This window comes from Candidatus Coatesbacteria bacterium, assembly GCA_014728225.1.
In the GTDB taxonomy this organism is placed as follows: domain Bacteria; phylum RBG-13-66-14; class RBG-13-66-14; order RBG-13-66-14; family RBG-13-66-14; genus WJLX01.
In genome coordinates this window covers 1-19233 of record WJLX01000166.1, presented here as the reverse complement: position 1 = coordinate 19233, position 19233 = coordinate 1, and the positions used below count along the sequence as shown (strand labels likewise).

14 protein-coding genes are annotated in these 19233 nt (G+C 63.2%); 5 read left to right on the top strand and 9 right to left on the bottom strand.

What is annotated here, in order from left to right:
- The first annotated feature begins 905 nt into the window (after positions 1 to 905).
- Positions 906 to 2399 carry a hypothetical protein gene (locus tag GF399_11940; GenBank protein MBD3401022.1) on the top strand — a complete coding sequence of 498 codons (1494 nt, stop codon included), beginning with the start codon at positions 906 to 908 and terminating at the stop codon, positions 2397 to 2399.
- 242 nt (positions 2400 to 2641) lie between these two features.
- The gene (locus GF399_11935) at positions 2642 to 3697 is read left to right on the top strand and encodes a hypothetical protein (protein MBD3401021.1); all 1056 of its coding nucleotides are present in this window, start codon (positions 2642 to 2644) and stop codon (positions 3695 to 3697) included.
- 145 nt (positions 3698 to 3842) lie between these two features.
- Here the strand turns inward: GF399_11935 and GF399_11930 are convergent, their stop codons facing one another.
- The 3 genes from GF399_11930 to GF399_11920 form a co-directional block, all read right to left on the bottom strand.
- Complete coding sequence (locus GF399_11930; protein ID MBD3401020.1) at positions 3843 to 6725, bottom strand: hypothetical protein; 2883 nt, start codon at positions 6723 to 6725, stop codon at positions 3843 to 3845.
- Positions 6726 to 6905: 180 nt separating this feature from the next.
- Positions 6906 to 7079, bottom strand: a complete 174-nt coding sequence (locus GF399_11925) for a hypothetical protein (protein MBD3401019.1) — start codon at positions 7077 to 7079, stop codon at positions 6906 to 6908.
- A 220-nt stretch (positions 7080 to 7299) separates the two neighbouring features.
- Positions 7300 to 8196, bottom strand: a complete 897-nt coding sequence (locus GF399_11920) for a hypothetical protein (protein MBD3401018.1) — start codon at positions 8194 to 8196, stop codon at positions 7300 to 7302.
- A gap of 505 nt (positions 8197 to 8701) precedes the next feature.
- Between GF399_11920 and GF399_11915 the strand changes: the two genes are divergently transcribed.
- Positions 8702 to 10687, top strand: coding sequence for a prolyl oligopeptidase family serine peptidase (locus tag GF399_11915; GenBank protein ID MBD3401017.1), 1986 nt, complete (start codon positions 8702 to 8704; stop codon positions 10685 to 10687).
- A gap of 73 nt (positions 10688 to 10760) precedes the next feature.
- Here the strand turns inward: GF399_11915 and GF399_11910 are convergent, their stop codons facing one another.
- The 4 genes from GF399_11910 to GF399_11895 all read right to left on the bottom strand — a co-directional run bounded on the left by GF399_11910 (position 10761) and on the right by GF399_11895 (position 14477).
- Entirely contained in the window at positions 10761 to 12107 is a 1347-nt protein-coding gene (locus GF399_11910) for an HD domain-containing protein (GenBank protein MBD3401016.1), read from the bottom strand.
- 99 nt (positions 12108 to 12206) lie between these two features.
- Positions 12207 to 12689, bottom strand: a complete 483-nt coding sequence (locus tag GF399_11905) for a flavodoxin family protein (GenBank protein ID MBD3401015.1) — start codon at positions 12687 to 12689, stop codon at positions 12207 to 12209.
- A complete protein-coding gene (locus GF399_11900) occupies positions 12686 to 13282 on the bottom strand; it encodes a phosphatase PAP2 family protein (GenBank protein MBD3401014.1) in 597 nt (198 codons plus the stop codon). Before GF399_11900 ends, GF399_11905 begins: the two co-directional genes overlap by 4 nt.
- 112 nt (positions 13283 to 13394) lie before the next feature.
- Positions 13395 to 14477, bottom strand: a complete 1083-nt coding sequence (locus GF399_11895) for a hypothetical protein (protein MBD3401013.1) — start codon at positions 14475 to 14477, stop codon at positions 13395 to 13397.
- A 150-nt stretch (positions 14478 to 14627) separates the two neighbouring features.
- On the opposite strand from GF399_11895, the gene GF399_11890 reads away from it, so the two are divergent.
- Positions 14628 to 15188, top strand: coding sequence for a hypothetical protein (locus GF399_11890; protein ID MBD3401012.1), 561 nt, complete (start codon positions 14628 to 14630; stop codon positions 15186 to 15188).
- Positions 15189 to 15305: 117 nt separating this feature from the next.
- On the opposite strand, the gene GF399_11885 is transcribed toward GF399_11890, so the two are convergent.
- Entirely contained in the window at positions 15306 to 15998 is a 693-nt protein-coding gene (locus GF399_11885) for a DUF4159 domain-containing protein (protein ID MBD3401011.1), read from the bottom strand.
- Between the two features lie 415 nt (positions 15999 to 16413).
- On the opposite strand from GF399_11885, the gene GF399_11880 reads away from it, so the two are divergent.
- Positions 16414 to 17910: a hypothetical protein gene (locus GF399_11880; protein MBD3401010.1), complete on the top strand. Its 1497-nt coding sequence runs from the start codon at positions 16414 to 16416 to the stop codon at positions 17908 to 17910.
- Between the two features lie 257 nt (positions 17911 to 18167).
- On the opposite strand, the gene GF399_11875 is transcribed toward GF399_11880, so the two are convergent.
- A complete protein-coding gene (locus tag GF399_11875) occupies positions 18168 to 19154 on the bottom strand; it encodes a prolyl oligopeptidase family serine peptidase (protein MBD3401009.1) in 987 nt (328 codons plus the stop codon).
- Positions 19155 to 19233 lie beyond the last annotated feature (79 nt).

Sequence of the window (19233 nt, the reverse complement as noted above, 5' to 3'; positions counted from 1 at the left end):
GTAGAAGCTCGAGCCCAGCTCGGCCTCCCGATCGGCGGCGATACGCTCGCCAATGATACGATAATACTTGGCGAGCGTATTGGGATGGACGCCGACTTTTTGGCCGCTCGGGCCGCGGTTGCTTCAAGCCACAACAGCGCGTCGATCAACTCGCGCTGTTCTACGGCGCTCGCACATCCGCCGCCCGTCACCTAACCTCTACTGATAGCGAAAGTTACACTTCGCACACTTGACGTGCCTGTCAGGATTACTCTTTGATCCGGCGGCCACAGCGCCTCCATTGCTCGTGACATGACGGCATCCCGTTAACTCTCGTGAAGACAAGACAATCACACATATGACGACCCATGGGCGTTAGGGTATCCCTAAAACAATTTAGGACTGCTCCTCCACCGGGTGACCTGGGCGGTCGGCAAAACTGATGCTCGCACGGTCAAGAAACGTGTGAGATGCCGTACTAACAGTTGATTCCAATGATAAGTTCTTGTGTAAGTTTGGAGTAGTTTATCTCTCCCGCCTTCGAAGAGGGCGGCAAAGTGCCGGGTGGTATAGTTAAAATCGGTCCGCCAAACCATCTAACTGCAACACGACGGTACGGACGGACATACACAGGCGCTGCCCTGCTCGGAGAAGTCAGCAAATCGGTTACTGTCAAAGTAGTTTGCGGACAAGGGAGGCAATCCCCCCGCTGAAGCGGTCCGCTCCTCATCCAAATCGTGTGATTGTCTCATCCGGCTGCTGCAAGTGCAGTTAAGCCTTTTCATCGAGGTGAACTCGACAGGCGCATTCGCGTTTGATGCTCGCTCACCTGTAACATCGCGGCGCCATCACTAGTTCCTCGTTGCCCGCTGCTTTAACGTGCGATAACCAGCCCACTCCGTCCAACAATCAACCCGAAACCAGCCATGCCCGCGACTGACCCTCCCGCCCCCGCCCCCAAGGCATCCCGACACCTCGTCGTCTGGATCCTGGCCGCCTGCGCCGTGTTCCTGGTCCTGTTGTTCCTGATCTTGCCCCAGAGCCGTTTCGCCGACGATTTCCTTCTGCTGCACGACCGGCCCGCACCCGGCTTCTTCGCCTATCTCACCCAGCACCATCCCTTCAGTCCCGCCTACTACCGCCCGTTGATGCTCGTCTTCACCCACGCCGTCCAGTACCTCTGGGGCACCGCGGTTTGGCCGGTCAACCTCGTCCACCTATTGCTGCACCTCGGTCTGGGGCTGCTGGTCTATCGGGTGGTGCGAGACCTGGCGCTGCCCAGGGGTGCGGCCCTCGGCGCCGCGCTCTGGACCCTGACGGCCCAAATCGTTGTCCACCCCCTCTATTCCCTGGACACCTTTCCCCAGTTGGCGATGACCCTGGCGGGCTGGGGTTCCGTTTACCTGCTCTATCGCGCCCTGTGGAAGTCGCCGCCCGGTGCGCCGCGTATCGGCCGGGCGGCCGGAGCCGTCCTGCTGTTTTTCGCCGCCCTGCTCTGCCGGGAGAACGCCCTGGGGTTCCTCGGCGCCGTGACCGTCGTCATCGCCTGCTACGCCTTCAAGGACAGGCAGAACCGCCGCGTTTTGTGGTTCCTGCTACCCTTCGCCGCACTCACCGTTGCCTATTTTCTGCTGCGGGTTGAGGCGACCAGCGACGCTGCGGTCGGCACCTTCCTGAACCTCAGCCTGCGGCAGCTCCTCAGCCCGCTGCTCCTGCTGGGCGCCGTATTGACACCCCTGCCATCGGATCAACTGATCATGGCCCTGCGCCGGGGGGATTGGCCGATCTTCGGCGGCGGCCTGCTGGTCCTGCTCGCGCTGCTGACCCTGATCATCCTCGGCCTGCGTCGCAACGGCCGCCATCGCTTAGTATGGGTCATGACCGCCCTGCTGGCCTGTTCGATGGTCCCTCACTTCCTGCTAAACCACATCAGCGAGCTCTACGCTTACAACAGCCTGCCCGTCTTCGCCATTCTCGCCGCCCTCGGCCTCTATACCCTCTACCGAAAATCATCCACCAACCGCCGCCGGTTGTTGACCGGCCTGCTGGGCCTGCTGATGGCCGTCAACCTCTACGGCGTGGTCCACAAAACCGCCCTGATGAGCCGTAACGGTCGTGACGCTCGACACCTGCTGCAGCAACTCGATCCCTATCAGCACCAGTTGGAGCCAGGAGGAACCCTCTACCTGCTCAATCCGGCTTACACCAAGCCCTATTACTCCGTTTTTCACCTCAACGGTTTCTGGCTGCTCAATTACTATGTCTCCCACTACCCGGCCGTCCCCCGCGATTACACACGCCACTTGTGGATCGGCAACGCCGACCAGCTTCATCGGCTGGCTACCGGCCCCGACGACATTCTCCTGACCCTCGAACCCGACAGCCTAACTGTGACGCCTTGGGAAGACGTTAGACCCTAGCCGGTGGAGCGCCCCCGCCGCCGAGCGTGCCGAGGTCCGACCACCGACCCCCCGCCGTCGGGATACACAAAATGGGGGCGCTCCGCGCCGTTAACTGGTCGGTGGGCTCGGGGCAGGTGAAACCGCAGGCCTACGGATGCGTTCACTCTCGTACCAGCCATTAAGGTCAAGGAGTGTATCTAAGAAACCAGCTCGGCGGTCGGTCTCCGGTCGCTGTTAACTACGGAGCAGAGGAGGTTGATGTGCGGCGCAAGCTGTCATTGGTCACGGTTGTAATGCTGTCGACGATGTTGACGCTGCTAGTCGGCTGCGGCGAGGAAGACCCGCGGATACCTGCGGCGGGACAATGGATCAGCTACGGGGTCTCAAATCTGAGCGAGATTGAAGGCCTCGAGGGGTTCGAGTTCCACCTGGCCTTCACCACGGCGGAGGATTACGGCGAGGAATCCTGTCTGTGGTTGGAGGGCAGCCTGACCGACGGCGGAAGCGAGACCACCACCGGCGCCGTCCTCGTCGAGGAGGAAGCCCTGCTGCTGATGAACGAGGAGCTGCGCGAGCGTATCGATAAACCCCGGCTGTTCAACTCCGCGACGGCCGAGCCCCACAAGTACGACGAGCTGTTCGAGGACTACGACCCCGCCCTGGCCCGGGAGGCTTGCGCCGAGCTCCAGCGGTTGCTGGACCCCTTCCGGCGCCTGATCGTCGAGTTGAGCGCGGGAGGCCGCAGTCACGGGTACGAGGTCGATCTCTACTCCCTGCGCGATCTGTGGGTCGACGAGGTGCCCGAGCTGCTCGAGCTGGGGGCGACTCTGCAGGAGCAGTTCGCCGAGGAGCTCGAGGGGTTGGAGTTCGACACGCTGGAAGAGACGACGACATCACCTCTCCAGTACGCCGGGCGCGAGAGCGTCGACGTCCTCGGCAGTCCGACGGATTGCGTCGTGTTGGCCACGGGCACAGCCGAAGGTGCCATGCGTTTCTACTTGACCAATGAGCTGCCGCTGTTCGGTCTGGCCCGGATCGAGATCGAACCGCTGAGCCGTCTACCCCTCGTTGGTTTCAACGAGCTCGTGCTCGACGTCACCGAGTACGGCCTCAGCGGCGCCGAAAGCCGCCTGCGCCTGGAGGAGGACGCCCGACGGCGCTTCACCCGGGAGGAGATCGAGCAGTACCTGGCTCTGGCCAAAATGCTGGCCGCCTTCGGCAGCCTGGGAGCCGAGCTGGAGGAGCGGTTCGGCGGGGAGGAGCCCGCGGCGGAGCCGGAGAGCGCGCCTGACGACGAAACCGCGACCAGCATCTGAGGCGCTCCGGGGGACGGGTCGTCGCCAAAGCGGTCGGGCCGGCTCGGCCGACGAGGGTTCGCTGCTCAGTTCCAGTCACCAGCCAAAACGACGGGCCTCGAGGCCCGTCGTTTAGTGTTGTAGTGAGCGTTTCGGCGGTCGCCGGTCAGGGGTTGCGGTAGCCGTAGCGCAGCTGGATCGAATCGCGGCAATAGGAGACGTGGGGTATGTCGGCGCCGTCGAGCTCCAGGTCGAAGCGCTCGGTACCGCTGTCGCCGACGTATTCGATGACCCAGTCGCCGTCCAGATAGGCGTACTGCAGGCCCTGCCAATCGAAGATCACGTGGGGCGTTCCGCTGGAATCGAGCTCCAGGCTGGTGTAGGTGACCCCGGCGGAGGCGACGGTCTCGATTTGCCAGGTGCCGTCCTTGTAGGCGTAGCGGATGACGTCGTAGCTGTCGTCGGAGTAGGTGACGTGGGGCCGGTCGGCTGCGTCGAGGTCCAGGGAGGTGTAGAAGCCGGTGTTGCTGGAATAATCGACCAGCTCGATGCGCCAATCGGCGCCGTCGTTGTAGGTGTAGACGAGGAAGTCGTTCTCGTAATCGTGGTAGGTGACGTGGGGCAGATCGCTGGAATCCAGCGCCAGGGAGATGCCGTCGGCGTCGGCGCCGGAATCGGCCAGGCTGGTGTTCCAGGCGGCGCCGTCCCAGTAGGCGTACTTCAGATCGCCGTTGGTGATATCGTTGTAGATGATGTGCGGGTAGTCGAGGGAGTCGAGCTGGAGGACGTTGCTCTGGCCGACGTGCCAGAGGGAGTCGACGGTCTCGATCTCCCAGGTCGAGCCGTTCCAGCTGGCGTACATCAGGTCGTTGTTGGTGGTGTCGTGGAAGGAGATGTGGGGGCGGTCGGCGGCGTCGACGGCCAGGGAGGAGTTGCGACCCACCGCGCCGGTGACGGCTTCGAGCTGCCAGGATGCGCCGTCCCAGTGGGCGTACATCAACTCGCCGCTGCTGTTGTCGGTGTAGGAGATGTGGGGTCGGCCGTTGGAGTCCAGGGCCAGGGAGGTGGTGCCGAGGATCTCGGTGCCGTCGTCGACGGTTTCCAGGAACCAGTCGCTTTCCGTGGTGAAGTCCCAGACCGCGCTCCAGGGGCCGAGGCCGTAGACGTTCTCCCCGCGGACGCGCCAGTAGTAGGTTACCCCCTCGGCGAGATCGGCCGTCGGGGTGTAGCTGGTGTCCTCGAGATCGACCTCGTCGATGACCGGGCTGCTGAAGTCGACGTCGTTATCGACCTGGAGCTGGTAGTCGTCGGCCGGCGCCAGGGGAGCGGGGGTTGAGCCCAGGTACGGTCGAGGTTGCGATCTGCCGCCGTCCCGCACGGCGCTCCACTCGAAGGTCGGGCGCAACGGGACGTCGTCGGCATGGTTGGGCGGGGCGATCAGGCTCGGCGCTTCGGGCGGGGTATCCTGCCCCTCGTCGACGGTCTGGAAGCTCCAGGTCGACGAGGTGTTCTCCGTGTCGCCGCCGTTGCCGTCGTAGGCCACCACCTTCCAGTAATAGAGGGTGGCTAACTCGAGCTCGACCGGAGGCTGGAAGCTGGTCCCGCCGATGTCGTCGGCGATGCGGTCCGTGGCGTCCAGGTCGGGGTCGAGCCCCAGGTAGACATCGTAGGTCAGGGCGTCGCCGTCGGGGTCGCTGCAGCTCCACTCCAGGGTGGCGTCGACGGGAACGTAGTCGGCCCCGTCGGGGGGGTAGACGGCGGCGGGCGGTTCGGGATCCCGGTTGCCTTGGGCGTCTTCGGCGACGCGGAAGCTCCACCACTCCGGGGTCTGACCGCACCAGCCGTCGGCGTTGCCGGCCAGGACGGTCCACTGGTAGTCGGCGCCCCGGGTCAGCGGTTCGGAGTAGGTGAAGTACTCGTCGGTGATGGGGGCGATCTCCAGCTCCAGCTCGTCGCCGCTGAGCAGCAGTTTATAACGGTCGGCGTCGTCGACGGAGTTCCAGCTGAAGGTCGGCCGGGTGGTGTCGATCTCGTCACCGTTCGCCGGGGCGGTTTTCTGCGGTTGCGCGTCGGGGGGCGAGCCCTCGCCGTCGTCGTCGGGATCGCCGTGCTGGTAGTCGCCGCGCAGCGGCAGCTCGAGATAGTATTCCTCGTAGGGATCGTCGTTGGCCGGCAGCTCGATGAAGTAGTGATCGCGGATCAACTCATCCTGGTAGTAGAAGTCGAGGCGGTAGACCAGGCCGTCGACGGCCGTCCCGGCTCCGTTCTGGTAGCCGGTGTTCGGCGCTACCAGCTCCACGGCGCTGCGGCCGTTGGTGGTCGTGTACTGTCGGTCGGCCTGGAAGCCGTTGTAGCCCGAATAGCTGGCCAGCAGGCCGCTGATCTCGTCGCCGCTGACCAGGTGCCAGCCGTCGTTGGGCGAGCCCGTTTGCAGGCCGACGTCGATGACGACGCCGTCGAGGGGCGCGCCGCCGCCGGCCTCGTAGAGGTTGAGGTTGAAGACGGCGTCGTGGCCGTCGATGAAGGCCAGGGGTTGCGGACGGCGGCCGCGGGCCGGACTGGAGTTTTGCCGACGCCCGTCGCCGTTCCAGACGGCCAGGGTCATGTTGTGAAGGAAATGACCGTAGCCGGAGACCTCGAGGGTTTCATAGCCCACGCCGCCGAGCTGGTACTCGGCATTGACCGTATCCCAGATGAAGACGAAGTAGGGTCCGTCGGCGGAGATATCGGCGACGTCCCAACGGATCTCGTAGGAGCCGTTGACGATCTGGCCGAAGGGGCTGATCTTGACCGGGGTGCCGACGCGGCTGAAGCCGTCGGGCAGCGGCTTGGGGTTGTCCCAGCGGTCGATTTCGATCTCGATGGGCCAGGGCAGGTCGCCGGGCTCGAAGATCAGGGTCACGCCGTAGCCCGAGACTTCGCCGCCCTCGGGACCGACCTCGCCGCCGTAGGTTTCATCGGCGAGGCCCAGCAGGTCTATCACGCAGCCCAGCGGAGCGAGCACGCTGAGGGCGCTGACGATGATCAGGCTGGCGTGGAGACGTTTCATCGAGGTTCCATCGGGTGCGACGGGTGAGCGGCGAAACGGGTGGTTCCAGATATCCGGGTTCAGGACCAGTTGAAGGCGGAGCGGTTCTCAGCGATCACCTGGCGCATCGGGAGCCATATCCCGCCGGCCGTCGGGCCGCTGCAGGCGCTCGGCGTCCCGGCTGTTGCCGTCCGCCATTCGTCACGGCGGGGCGGGTTCCCAGCGGGCCGTGGAAGCCGTCGGGCCGCTGCAGGCGCTCGACGTCCCGGCTGTTGCCGTCCGCCATTCGTCGATGGTGGGGCGGGTTCCCAGCGGGCCGTGGAAGCCGTCGAGCCGCTGCAGGCGCTCGGCGCCCCGGCTGTTGCCGTCCGCCATTCGTCACGGCGGGGCGGGTTCCCAGCGGGCCGTGGAAGCCGTCGGGCCGCTGCAGGCGCTCGGCGTCCCGACTGTGTAATAATAGCACTTATTTGCGCGTTACGCAGCCCGGGGGGCCGTGGGAACCCCGATAATCCACCGGGGCGGGGTAAACGTATCCGGGTCGCGAGGCGCTCGTAGCCGTTCCTGGAGGCGGACCCCGGAGCGTCGAGGGAATCGGCTAGAAGAAGAACTCCACCCCGGCGCGGACGTTGAGGGCCCGGCCGAAGAAGATGTCGCCGATCACGGGGAAGTAGTCGACGCCGGCGCTCAGCGCCCAGCGGGGTGAGAGGCGCAGCGCCAGGCCGCCCTTGGCTTTGAGGATGAACAGGGTCTGGTCCGTACGGAAGAAAACCCCCGGGCCCAGGCCGAGGTGCAGGCACCAGGTCTCGCCGAGGAACAGGTCGTAGTCCAGGGTGACGGCGGGGTCCAGGGTTTGGGCGATGTACTCCTCACTCGGGGCGTAGACCAGGTCGGCGATCAGGTTGAGGTAGCCGTCCTCGTGCAAGCGGTAGCCGAAGCCCAGCTCGCCGACGAAGGGATAGCCCCCGCCCAGATGGACGTGGAAGGGACCGGGACCGGGAGGGGGTTCGGGGAGGGGCAGGCGCAGATGTGGTTTGTGCGCCAGATCCTTGGGTGTGTGCGGCTCGTAGGGCTCTTCGACGACCTCGTGGGGGTGCTCGACCGGGGGCGGTTCCCAGGGGGCCAGATCGTCGATGATCAGGTTGCGGTAGACGGCGACGTTTTCGCGCAGGGTCAGGCCGTACTCGTCACCGAAACGCTGGATGAGTTCATTGTCGACGACGCAGCTGAGCCGGCCCTCGCCGGCGGGGGCCATGAAGAAGTAGTGGCCGTCGGCCGGCGTGGTCATCTGCTGGTAGCGGTATTCATCACCGGAGCGCGACTCCAGGATCACCACGACGCCCTCGACGACGGCGCCGCTCTCGTCGTAGACGAAACCGGAAACCGGCGCGACGCCGCTCTTGCGCGGTACTTCTTCACCGGCGGGGGCCTGGGCCGCCGCGCCGACGCAGAGCGTCGCGAGGAGGATCGCGAGCGTGACGCCGGGTCTGGGCATCGGTGCGCTCCCGGATTGGCGCGCGGACCGGGAATCGGGGTGATCGGCGACGCGCGCTTAGCGGCTGTGAGGGTGCAGTTGGTTATATCGAGGTGCTGCACAGCCGGATAAAACAGAACGATGTTGAAGGTATTGTGCAGAGAGAAAGATAAGCAAAAAGGATATTTTCCCATTTTCAAGCTACGAGGTTAAAGTACGATAGCACGAGGGGACTGGCGATGTCAACTTAATACGGAGGGAAATACCAGGTAATGTGGCTTGTTTGATGTTTATGTGTTTCCGGTGGTTGCAATAAAGGTGGGTGGCTAGTTGAACGCTATCAGCCGCGATAACTCTAAGGCGCGCCGTTACGGCCGATGAGCGGCCGCCCGGTCGCAATCCCGTCGCTCGGCGCGAGCGTTCTGTCGGCGGGACCAGAGAAATGAGACTTGCGCCCGGCGGTCGATGAGTTCTACAATCTACCCGAACCAATCTAACAGATATAACAAACGAAAGCGGGTCGACGATGTCGAGGACAATCAAAGCTGATGATTTCGCCAAGCTCCGGGTGATCACCGACCTGGACCTGGCACCCCAGGGCGATCTGATCGCCTTCAGCGTTCGCCGGATCGATAAGGACAAGCGCAAGGCCTTCAGCGACCTGTGGTGGACCCACCCCGACGGCCGGCCCCGGCGGCTGACCTTCGGCGACTCCAGCGATGTCACCCCGCGTTTCAACCCGGCGGGCGACGCCATCGCCTTTCTCTCCAACCGGGCCGACGAGAAGAAGCTGCGCTTCCACCTGCTGCCCACCGAGGGCGGTGAGGCCGAGCCCGTCGGGCCGGAGTTGTTCGGCTCCGTGGCCGCCTACGAGTTCGCGCCCGACGGCGGGAGCGTCTACTACGCCTTCCGCGCCGCCGACGAGCCGACCAAGGGTCCCGAGGGGCAGCCCGAGGCCCCGGCGGTGCGCGAGATCGAGCGCCTGCACTACCGCACCGACGGCGCCGGTTGGCGGCCCGCCGATTCCTTCGACATCTACCGCCTGGACCTGGGCCGCGGCTCCGTCAAGCAGCTCACCGACGACGGGTACGAGAACGACGACTTCTGTCTGGCCCCGGACGGCGAGACCCTCTACTACCTCTCCTGCCACCGCGAGGATCCGGACCGCGAGGCCCAGTACCTGAGCCTGTTCAGCCTCGACCTGACCGCGGAGGACGCCGAACCGGTGAGGCTGCCCGTGGACGAGGGGCCGATGTACGCCCTGACCTGCGGCCCCGGCGGCCGCCGGCTGGCCTGGCTGGGACACGAGCATCCCGAGGACCCCGCGGGCCGTGACATTCACCTCTGCATCTACGACCTCGAGACGGGGGAGAAAGCGGACCTGACCGGTTCCCTGGGCTACGTCGGCGGCACGGTCATCGACGATCTCAACGGCATCTGTCCCACCGCGGCACCCCGCTGGAGCCCCTGCGGCCGCTTCATCTTCTTCCAGCTCACCGAGAAGGGCACCACCAGCCTGTGGCAGATCGACCTCGAGGGCGAGCGAACGCCCCGGCCGGTCATTCGCCGGAGCGGCGCCGTAACCTTCTTCCGCGTCAACGAGAAGGGCCTGGCCTATGGCTGGGTCGAGGCCGTCAACCCCGGCGAGGTCTACTGGTACGACTGGCAGGGCCGGCCGCGCAAGGTCACTTCGCTCAACACCCGCTACATCGGCGCCTGGGACCTGCCCGAGCCCGAGCGGGTGTGGTTCGACAACGGCGAGGGGCTCAAGCTCCAGGGCTGGATCCTCAAGCCGCCGGACTTCAACCCCGCCGAGAGCCACCCGGCGATCCTCGAGGTCCACGGCGGACCCCACGTCTGCTACGGCGAGGCCCTGATGCACGAGTTCCACTACCTGGCCGGCCGTGGCTACGTCGTCTTCTACACCAACCCCCGCGGCGGGACCTCCTACGGCGAGGACTTCACCCGGGCCATCGTCAACGACTGGGGCAACCACGATTATCACGACGTGATGGCCGCCCTGGATTACCTCCAGGCCCTGCCCTACGTCGACGCCGAGCGTTGCGGCATCACCGGCGGCAGCTACGGCGGTTACATGACCAACTGGGTCATCGGCCACTCCGACCGCTTCCGCGCCGCCGTCACCCAGCGTTCGGTCAGCAACCTGGTGGACTTCTTCGGCGCCTCGGACGCCGGTTACTGGTTCGAGAAGGAGTTCGGCCGCAAGTTCCCCTGGGTCGACCTCGAGCACTACTGGAAGATGTCGCCGCTGAACTCGATGGCCGAGGTCGACACCCCGACCCTGGTCATTCACTCCGAGGGCGACCTGCGCTGCCCCGTCAGCCAGGGCGAGCAGGTCTACGTGGCGCTGAAGATCCACGGCGTGCCGACCAAGCTGGTCCGCTTCCCCGAGGAGAGCCACGGTCTCTCCCGGGGCGGGCGACCCGACCGCCGGGTCAAGCGCCTGGAGGCCATCGCCGACTGGTTCGACGAGTATCTCAACAACGATTAGCGTCCTCGCTGCACCCCCCCCCGATACTAACAACGGCCCGCCGGTCAACCACCGGCGGGCCGTTGTTAGATAGCTAGATGAGTTGTTTAAATAGGGCGTATATATTATAATTATATAATTCAGATGGCTTGTGGCCTTTTATCTCCGTATTGCCATCGTATATATCAAGAATGTTGTTATAATTATTAGCAAGTATTGGATTATTTATGCCGTATATTAGAGATGATTTAGCTTCGATGCAAGCAGATAGGAGGTCCATTGCTTTAATTAGCTTGCCGTCTCTAGGATTAGATGGAGTATCATTGTAGTTAATGTTATCTACAGGTTTGAGGTCTACTAAATCAGCAAACTCGTCGTCTTCAATTAGTTTAATGAGGTTGTTTAAACGTATTGTATCAGCATTATTGTTGTTATTAGTTTCAAATAATTGTCTTATCTTGTCAAATTCTTCATCTTCATATTTTTTTGTTATATCAGGCTCTTTTAGTTTATTACAGATATTATTAAGTGAATTCTTGACGGGTGAGATAATGTCCCGAGTTGCAACTTCTTTTAGATCATGGAATAAAGCTGTATAGAAATTGTTATATAATCTTTCTTTGTACACATCGCTATCTAGCTCAATATTATTATGTATTGATATTTCTCTTGTTATAAAGTAAGTTAATAATGCTACGTAACCCATATGTCCTAAAACTGATGTTTTAGGATACATTGGTAGATGAGCCCATCGTGTTTGATGCCTAAGTTCTACAATGAGATGCAGTAGTTTATTTATGTTATATTTGTTATAAATTACATATAAGCCTCCTTTATTTTGTAAATCACACGAATTTGATGCTTCATATTGTAAATCCCACGAATTTGATGCTTCATAAAAATGCTTAATTTCATCATATTTAAGTAAATCACGTATTTTTTTAATTTTAAAGCCATTTCTGTTGTGTTTATAAATTATATTGAATTCCCATATTGTCGAGAGAGTGCTTGATAATTGTAATAGTGCTCTGTATTTTGTATGCTCGTTCTCGTTCTCGTTGTAGTTTAAATATATATTCATATTGTCTATAAACTGTTGTGCTTTATGCGAACCTTTTAAATATGGTTTAAAGTTATCAGTTATCCAGGTATTTAATCTTTTATATATTTCCTTGTTATTTTTTATATAGTGAAAAAACGGGCTTTTTAGATCTGTTAGCACAAGTCTTTGTATGTATTCATAAATACAGCAATTGATAAGAATATCCCATTCGACTTCTTTATTGAAGTATTCTTCTAGAAGTGTTCCAAAAAAATATGCATACATCATTTTGTGTGTTTGCTTGTCAATCTCTATGAATGGAAATGGCCTAATTTTGTCGTTCCATCGTTCAATCGTAAAGCCGTCGAACAAACGCATCATCAGGGCTCTGGTTATCATTTTACCTCCTCTGATAACTTGACATTACACATTAGTCACATAGTTGTCAAGAGATTATAGTCTTCTGGATGTTTTCCAGTGTAAGACACTTCTGTATCGTCACGCTCTGAGCTTGAGGGTCACCGCGGCCACGCGGCGGCCGAGCTTGTGGGCCAGCTCGAGGGCCTGGCCGTCGGGGACGCCGGTGCAGGCCGCGCCGTAGTGGCCGCCGCTGTCGAGGGGATCGCCGACGATGAGCATGCCGTAGATCAGCAGCATCTGGTGCAGGGCCAGCATGGTGCTCTCGCGGCCGCCGACGGGGGAACCGGAGCTGGCGAAGGCGGCGCCGACCTTGCCCTCCATCCGCCGCCGCAGGGGCAGCATCTCGTCGATCAGCTTCTTGACCTGCCAGGCGGGGTGGCCGAAATAGACCGGCGAGCCGATAATCAAAGCCTCGCAGCCGGCGAAGTCATCGCGGGTGACCACGTCGACGGGCTTGAGGACGGCCTCGGCGCCGTCGATCTCGGCGACGCCGGCGGCGACGGCGGCGGCCAGCTCGGCGGTATTACCGGTCTTGGAGTAGTAGGTTACGAGGATCTTCATCCGGCCTCCTCGGCGGGTTGTTTGTTGAATAGTCTGAGGATCAGCTTCTCGCCCAGGCCGCTCAGCCGCAGCGCCCCCCTGCCGACCAGGCTGCCCCAGAGGGCTCCGGCGATGATGTCGGTGGGCCAGTGCACGCCGACGTAGACCCGGCTGTAGGCCACCAGGAAGGCGATGATGTAGGCGGGGATCCACAGCCGTCGATCGGCCCGGGCGGCGACGAAGGCGAAGGCGAACAAATTGCCGGCGTGCAGGCTGGGCAGGGCACCGCCGTGGCCCGTGCCGACGACCTGGACGACCAGCTCATCGGGCAGAGCGTAACAGGGCCGCAGGCGGGCGAACAGCGGCTTCAGCAAGCGGAAGCCGACGAAGTCGGAAACGGCGATGGCCAGGATCAAAGCCGCCGCCCAGCGCAGCGCGCCCCAGCGCTTGGTGACCGCCACCCAGACGACGAACAGCAGACCGACGGCGATGCCGAACCACTTGTCGGTCAGCACGCTGAAGACGGCGTCCAGCACAGGCACCCCGCCGGAGTTAAGCGCCCGGAAGAGGGCCTCGTCGGCGGTGCTGTGATAGTCGGTCAGCGGTCCGAACATGGTTCACCCCGGTTGCCGAGCGGCCGTTCGGCAGCTTTATCAGCGACTTACACGTTTGACTTCATGGATTCCCGAAGGGCTGTTCGGGGCATTTCGTCGCACCTCGACGTTGTTAGTCTTTCCGCTGGGCGAGCAGGTTCTCCAGGGCGGCGAGCGCCTCGGCGGGCGGGATATCGCGCAGGCAGGCGGTGTCCAGACCCCGGGGGCAGTAGTCCAGGCCGTTGCGGGTGCAGGGGCGGCAGGGCAGGTCGCGGTCGAGGACCCGGACGTGACGTCCGCGGGGGTAGCAGCCGATCTGGCGCGCCGTGGGGCCGAAGAAGGCCACCGTCGGTGTGCCGACCGCCGTGGCGATGAACATCGGCCCGGTGTCGTTGCCGAAGGCCGCGTCGCAGCGGGCCAGCAGAGCCGTCGTCTGGACGATCGACAGCCGGCCGGCCAGGTTAGCCCCGTCGCACTCGGCGGCGACGGCGGCGCAGTCGGCCTCCTCGCCCGGTCCGCCGATGACCAGGCAGCTGCCGCCGTGCCGTTCCACCAGCAGGCGGCCGAGCTCACCGTAGTACATCCAGCGCTTGTTGAGGCTCGAGGCCAACGGGATCAGCCCCCAGCGGGGCCGGGGAACCTCGGCCAACAGCTCGTCGACGTAATCCAGCGCGGGAGGGGGAGCCACCAGCTCCGGCGGGCCGCCGTCGTCGACCAGGCCGAAGCGCTCCCCGGCGCGGACGTAGTTGCGCGGGATGTCCGGCTTGCCCGACAGCAGGTCGATCCCCAGCCTGGTCAGCAGTCGACGACGCAGGCTGTACTTGACCGTCCGGCCGATGTGCCCGGCGCGGGCCATCAGCGACCAGGGTCGGGAGCGCAGGTTCTTCTGCAGATCGAAGAACAGCTCGTAGCGCCGCGAGCGCAGCAGGCGGCCCGTCGCCGTCAGGCCGGCAAGCCCGGCGCGGGGATCGAAGGCGATCACGTTGTCGATCGTCGGCTGGGCCGCCATCAACGGCGCGTAGAGCCGTTTGGTCAGGAAATCGACCCGGGCCCCCGGGAAGCGCCGCCGCAGCGCCCGCAGAAAGACCGTCGTCAAAACAACATCGCCCAGGGCCGAAAGCCGCAGGATCAGCACCCGCGGCCGCCCCGCCCGCCGACCGCCGGCTCCGGGGACGAGCTCATATGTCAATTTGATGCTGTCCTTATTCGCTATCATTATGTATAGTAACCTATTGGTTCAAACCGATCCAGCCTCAGCCAAAACACCATCAGCTTTTGGTTATCGACGCCTCGGCGAGGCTTGGGGTGAGACCAAACGCTTGAGCTCGCAAAAACACCAGGCAAAACTCAATGAGGGAGGACGAGGATGGACCTGGCCACGCTGGGCGAGCTGTTTCCCGATAAAGTCAACTGCACCGTGATGAGCTTCCTGTTCCTGTTCGGTGCCGGTCTCGTCGGCGGCCTGGCGCGCATCCTGGGCTCCTTCATCCGCGCCGGCTCCTCCGATGAGCGCATCGAGGTGCCCTGGCGCCGCTACACCCCGCTGACCGTCGTCGCCAACCTGCTGATCGGCGGTCTCTCCGGTGTCGTCGTCGGCATCTTCCGCATTCCGGAAAGCATCCACCTGCTGGTCGGCGTCGGGGTGATCGCCGGTTTCGTCGGCAAGCCCCTCTACGACGTCGTTGCCGCCAAGATCTATAAACGTTCCGAGGAGTTCGACATCGGTCAGTTGCTCAACCGGGTCGAACGGACCCTGGACCGCGGCGCCGAATCCTGCACCCGGCTCAAGGAGCGTGCCGGATTGCCGATGCAGGCCCGCCTGACCAGCATCCACGAGGAAGACGCCCTGATCAAGGAAGCCCTCGAACGCTTTCACGTCACCAGCGAAGTGATCAGCGACTTCCGCGAAAAATGGCGCATCCGCTGAGAAGCCGCCGGTACGGGTGAAATGAAACGAAACCGCACCGAACACTGAAGCGGCGAGTATGTCGGCGCCGGAGCGGCTGCGATGGAACCGCCGGTGCCTCGTTTCAAGTCACCGTCTCTAATGCGTCAGGGCGTAGACGATGATGTTGACCCCCATCCGCAGGGCAGCCTCCCGGAGCTCCGGGGGGTCGTTGTGTACGGCGGGATCCTCCCAGCCGTCACCCAGATCGCACTCGTGGGTGTAATAGACGATCAGCCGGCCGTCGAGGAACAGGCCGTAGCCCTGGGGCGGCTCGCCGTCGTGCTCATGAATCTTGGGCGGCCCGCTGGGGAAGTCGTAGAAGCAGTGGTAGATCGGGTGCTCGAAGGGCAGCTCGACGAGCTCCAGCTCGGGGTAGAGGGCTTCGAGTTCCCGGCGGATGTAGCCGTCCAGGCCGTAGTTGTCGTCGATGTGCAGAAAGCCGCCGCCGGCGAAATAGGATCGCAGACGCTCGCGCTCCAGGGCGCTGAAGCTGACGTTGCCGTGGCCGGTGAGGTAGAGGTAGGGGTGATCGAAGAGCTCGGGGTCCGCCGGTTCGACGACGGCTTCCTCACCGACGGCGATTCCCGTGACTGCGCTCAGGTAATCCAGCAGGTTGGGCAGGGCGCTGGGATCGCAGTACCAGTCGCCGCCGCCGCCGTAGTGCACCCGGGCGATGGTGAAGTCCGCGGGCGGCGCCGCCGGGACCGTCGCCGCCGTCAGCAGAACGGTCAGCAGCACTTTGGGCCGGTTTCTCCAACCGCCGCCGCATCGTAGTCGAGTCAGTTTCATGGTCTCGATTGTAGCTCAACCCGGCCGGCTTGGCCAGGCGTAAGGCGCCGTCAACGCCCACTTTACAACCAAGCCGCTTTATGCTACGTTTACCGGGTTCAAAAGACTCCCCACCCCGTAAGTACGACCGAGCGGCGGAGATGGAGTGAGCTGTCGGCTGTGCGAAACCCGGATTGAGCGAAACTGAAAAGCGTCCGGCGCCAGGCGCTTCTGAAGCCGAGCGCACCATCTCGGCGCAGCTGGTCCGGGTATCGGCGCATCGGCTTGAGGCATACCCGTCAACTACTAGCTAGCCCAACCGTGACGCCTTAACCGGAACGCCGTCAAGCTCATTGTTACAGCGTACATATGCCGCAGACGCCTAAACGCCCCCGAGAAGCGGTCCAACCGACCTCGTTGCAGCAAAGGAGTTTCCATGTCGCGGTGGCTGTTGCCAGTCATGCTTGTCGCCCTCGTTATCGCCGGTTGCGGTGGCCCCGGCCTGGACGAATCCGTCAACACCTACCGGGACGAGAACAGCGACGTTCCGGAGCGCGTCGATGCCGTTCAGAACATCACCGCCACCGGTGACAGCGAGGCCGTCGATGTCCTCATCGAGGCCCTCGGTGATGAAGCGGCCGCGGTGCGCGCCGCCGCCGCCGGCGGATTGGGTTATTACCTCGAGGAGCGTGCCGTCGATCCCCTGATCGACATCCTCGACGACAAGAACCCCGAGGTCCGCGAGGCCGCCGTGCGCAGCCTGGTCCTTTACGGCGATGAGGCCGTCGATGAGCTGATTCGCGCCCTGCGGGTCAGCGATGACGACAACGCCTCCGCCGAGACCGTCGAGGCCGCCGCCCAGCGGCGCGACTCGATCGCCAAGGTCCTCGTCTCCATCGGGCCGCCCGCCGTCGACGCCGTCCGGGAGCGCCTGGTCGAGCTGCAGCTCGAGAGCTTCAAGACCGCCGCCCGGGTGTTGACCAACCCAGCGCTCAACCTCGATATCAACGAGGAGCTGGCCGCCGTTTACACCGAGGGCGAGATCGATACGGCCGAGGACTACGCCGCCAACCCCACCGACAGCGTCTCCCGCTTCCTCAAGCGCATCGCCAACGAGCTCTGGACGCCGCGGGAATATCTGATCCTCTCCCTGGAAGCCCTCGAGATCACCCCGCCGACCTACCTCGAGACCGTCCGCGGCGACGACGAGGGCGGCCGGATCCTCGAACTGACCAACGCCGCCTTCGACGAGCTCGGCCTGTCAGCCATCAACCCGCTGATCCAGATGCGCGAGACCAACACCCTGGCCGCCCAGTTGATGAGCACGCACTACATGGGTCACGTCGGCGGTCCCGAAGCCACCGAGGTCCTGATCGGTATCCTCGACGAACGCTCCGACTACGCCACCAAGCCCGTCAAGCTCGTGGCTCTGGAAGCCCTGGGCACCATCGGTTCAGGCGGGGCCATCTCCGTCCTCTTCCAGACCATCCGCAAGCCCGATCTACAGGAGAAGGCCGCCGAGCAGATCGAACGCATCGGCGTTCCCGCCGTCGAGTACGTCGAGGGCCGCCTGCTCGACGACGATCCCAAGATCCGCGCCGTCGCCATCTGGTTCTTCAGCCAAACCGACAACCGCGCCTACCAGGAGATCGGCCTCGAGGCGCTGCTGGAAAACCTGGTCGTGCCCGTCCGCGTCCTGCGCGAGAACGCCGCCCTGGCCCTCTCGACCATGCCGGAGCTGGCCTTCGAACCCGTCAGCGAACTCGTCGAGTCCGAAGACCCCGACATCCGCGAAGCCGCCGCCCTCTGCCTCGGCAATATGGACACACCCCGGGCCCGACCCCTGCTGGAACGATTGGCCACCGACGCCTCCGGCCAGGTCAAGTCCGCCGCCGACGAGGGGCTGAAGATCCTCGAGAGTAAGGGCTACTAACCCAGCCGACCCGGTTAGAAAACGCGGGAGCCCCCGAACGGGGCTCCTTTTCGCAACAGCGTCCGCTGCGCTGAACAATGCTTCATCCGTCGCCCGGAATCTGCCGCCGGGCTCTGGCGCCGGAACTGGCACGGTTTTTGCATCTCGGCGACCGTTAGACTGATGCCAACGGTCCGCCTCAGCAAAAACCGTGCCAGTTCCGGCGCTGCGGGTCCAGCGTTTCGCAGGGTTCCGACGGTGGCGCTATACCGCGCGGTCTAGGGCGCACCGACATAGTCCAGGCCGTCGCGGAAGGGCGCCAGGGAGTCTGCGGGCAGGCTGTGGGCCGTCTGCGCGGCGATCACCAGGGTCGCGGTCACCTCGGCGGCCCGCAGGCTGTGCAGGGCGGTTTCGAGACCGCTGACACGCTCGGCCTCGTCCAGCTCACCGATCCAGAGGTAGCAGCGCAGGTCCGCGGCGGCGGCGTCGGCGAGGTAGGTTTCCCAGGCCGGGTTCCAGCCGCCGGCCAGGGCGATGACGCCGTCGAAGAGCTCGGGGCGCTTGAGGGCCAGCCCGAGGGCCACGGCGCCGCCCTGACTGAAGCCGGCCAGATAGACGCTCTCGCCGTCCAGGCCGTACTCATTCTCCAGGCGTTCGAGCAGGCGCTCGACGACGTCTTCGGCTTCGGCCAGTCCGCTCCAGGAGAAACTGATGGAGCCGTGGACCCGGTCCCCGTAAGGCACGGCGTAGAGGTAGCCCTCGTCGGTGAAGTAGTCGCCGAACGGCGGGCCGACGAGGTTGGCGGGCGCGGCGCCGAAGCCGTGGAGCATGATTAAAAGGGGGCGACCGCTGTCGATGACTGAGGAGGGGGGGAGGATTTCGGCGGGCCAGTCGCGGTCCTGCAGCTCGGCCAGTTTGGCGTCGGCCCGCTCCAGGCGTTCGGCGAAGGCCGCCGTGCCGCTCAGGGTGTCGAAATCCGGGTCGCCGGCGAAGCTGCAGATGCCCAGCTCGATCGAGCGATCGATGTAGGCCAGGGCCTTGGTTGCGTCACCGCTGAGGGCGCAGCAGCAGGCGGCGTTGTAGGCGGTGTAAGGGCAGTCGGGATGGGTGATGTAGTGCAGTTCGAGCAGCCCGGCGGCCTCGTCGTATTCCCCGGCGCTGTAGGCCGCCATGCCGTCGAGGTACAGGCTGTCTTCCGCTGCCGCAGCGCCGCCGACGGCGAGCAGGACGACGAGAAGCAGCATCTTATCGTGGGCGCGCGTCATCGTTCCTCCGGAGTTGGGGGACGTTGGTTTGGATACCGTTGCGACGACGCAGGTTTCACGAAGGGGCGCCGGTTGGACC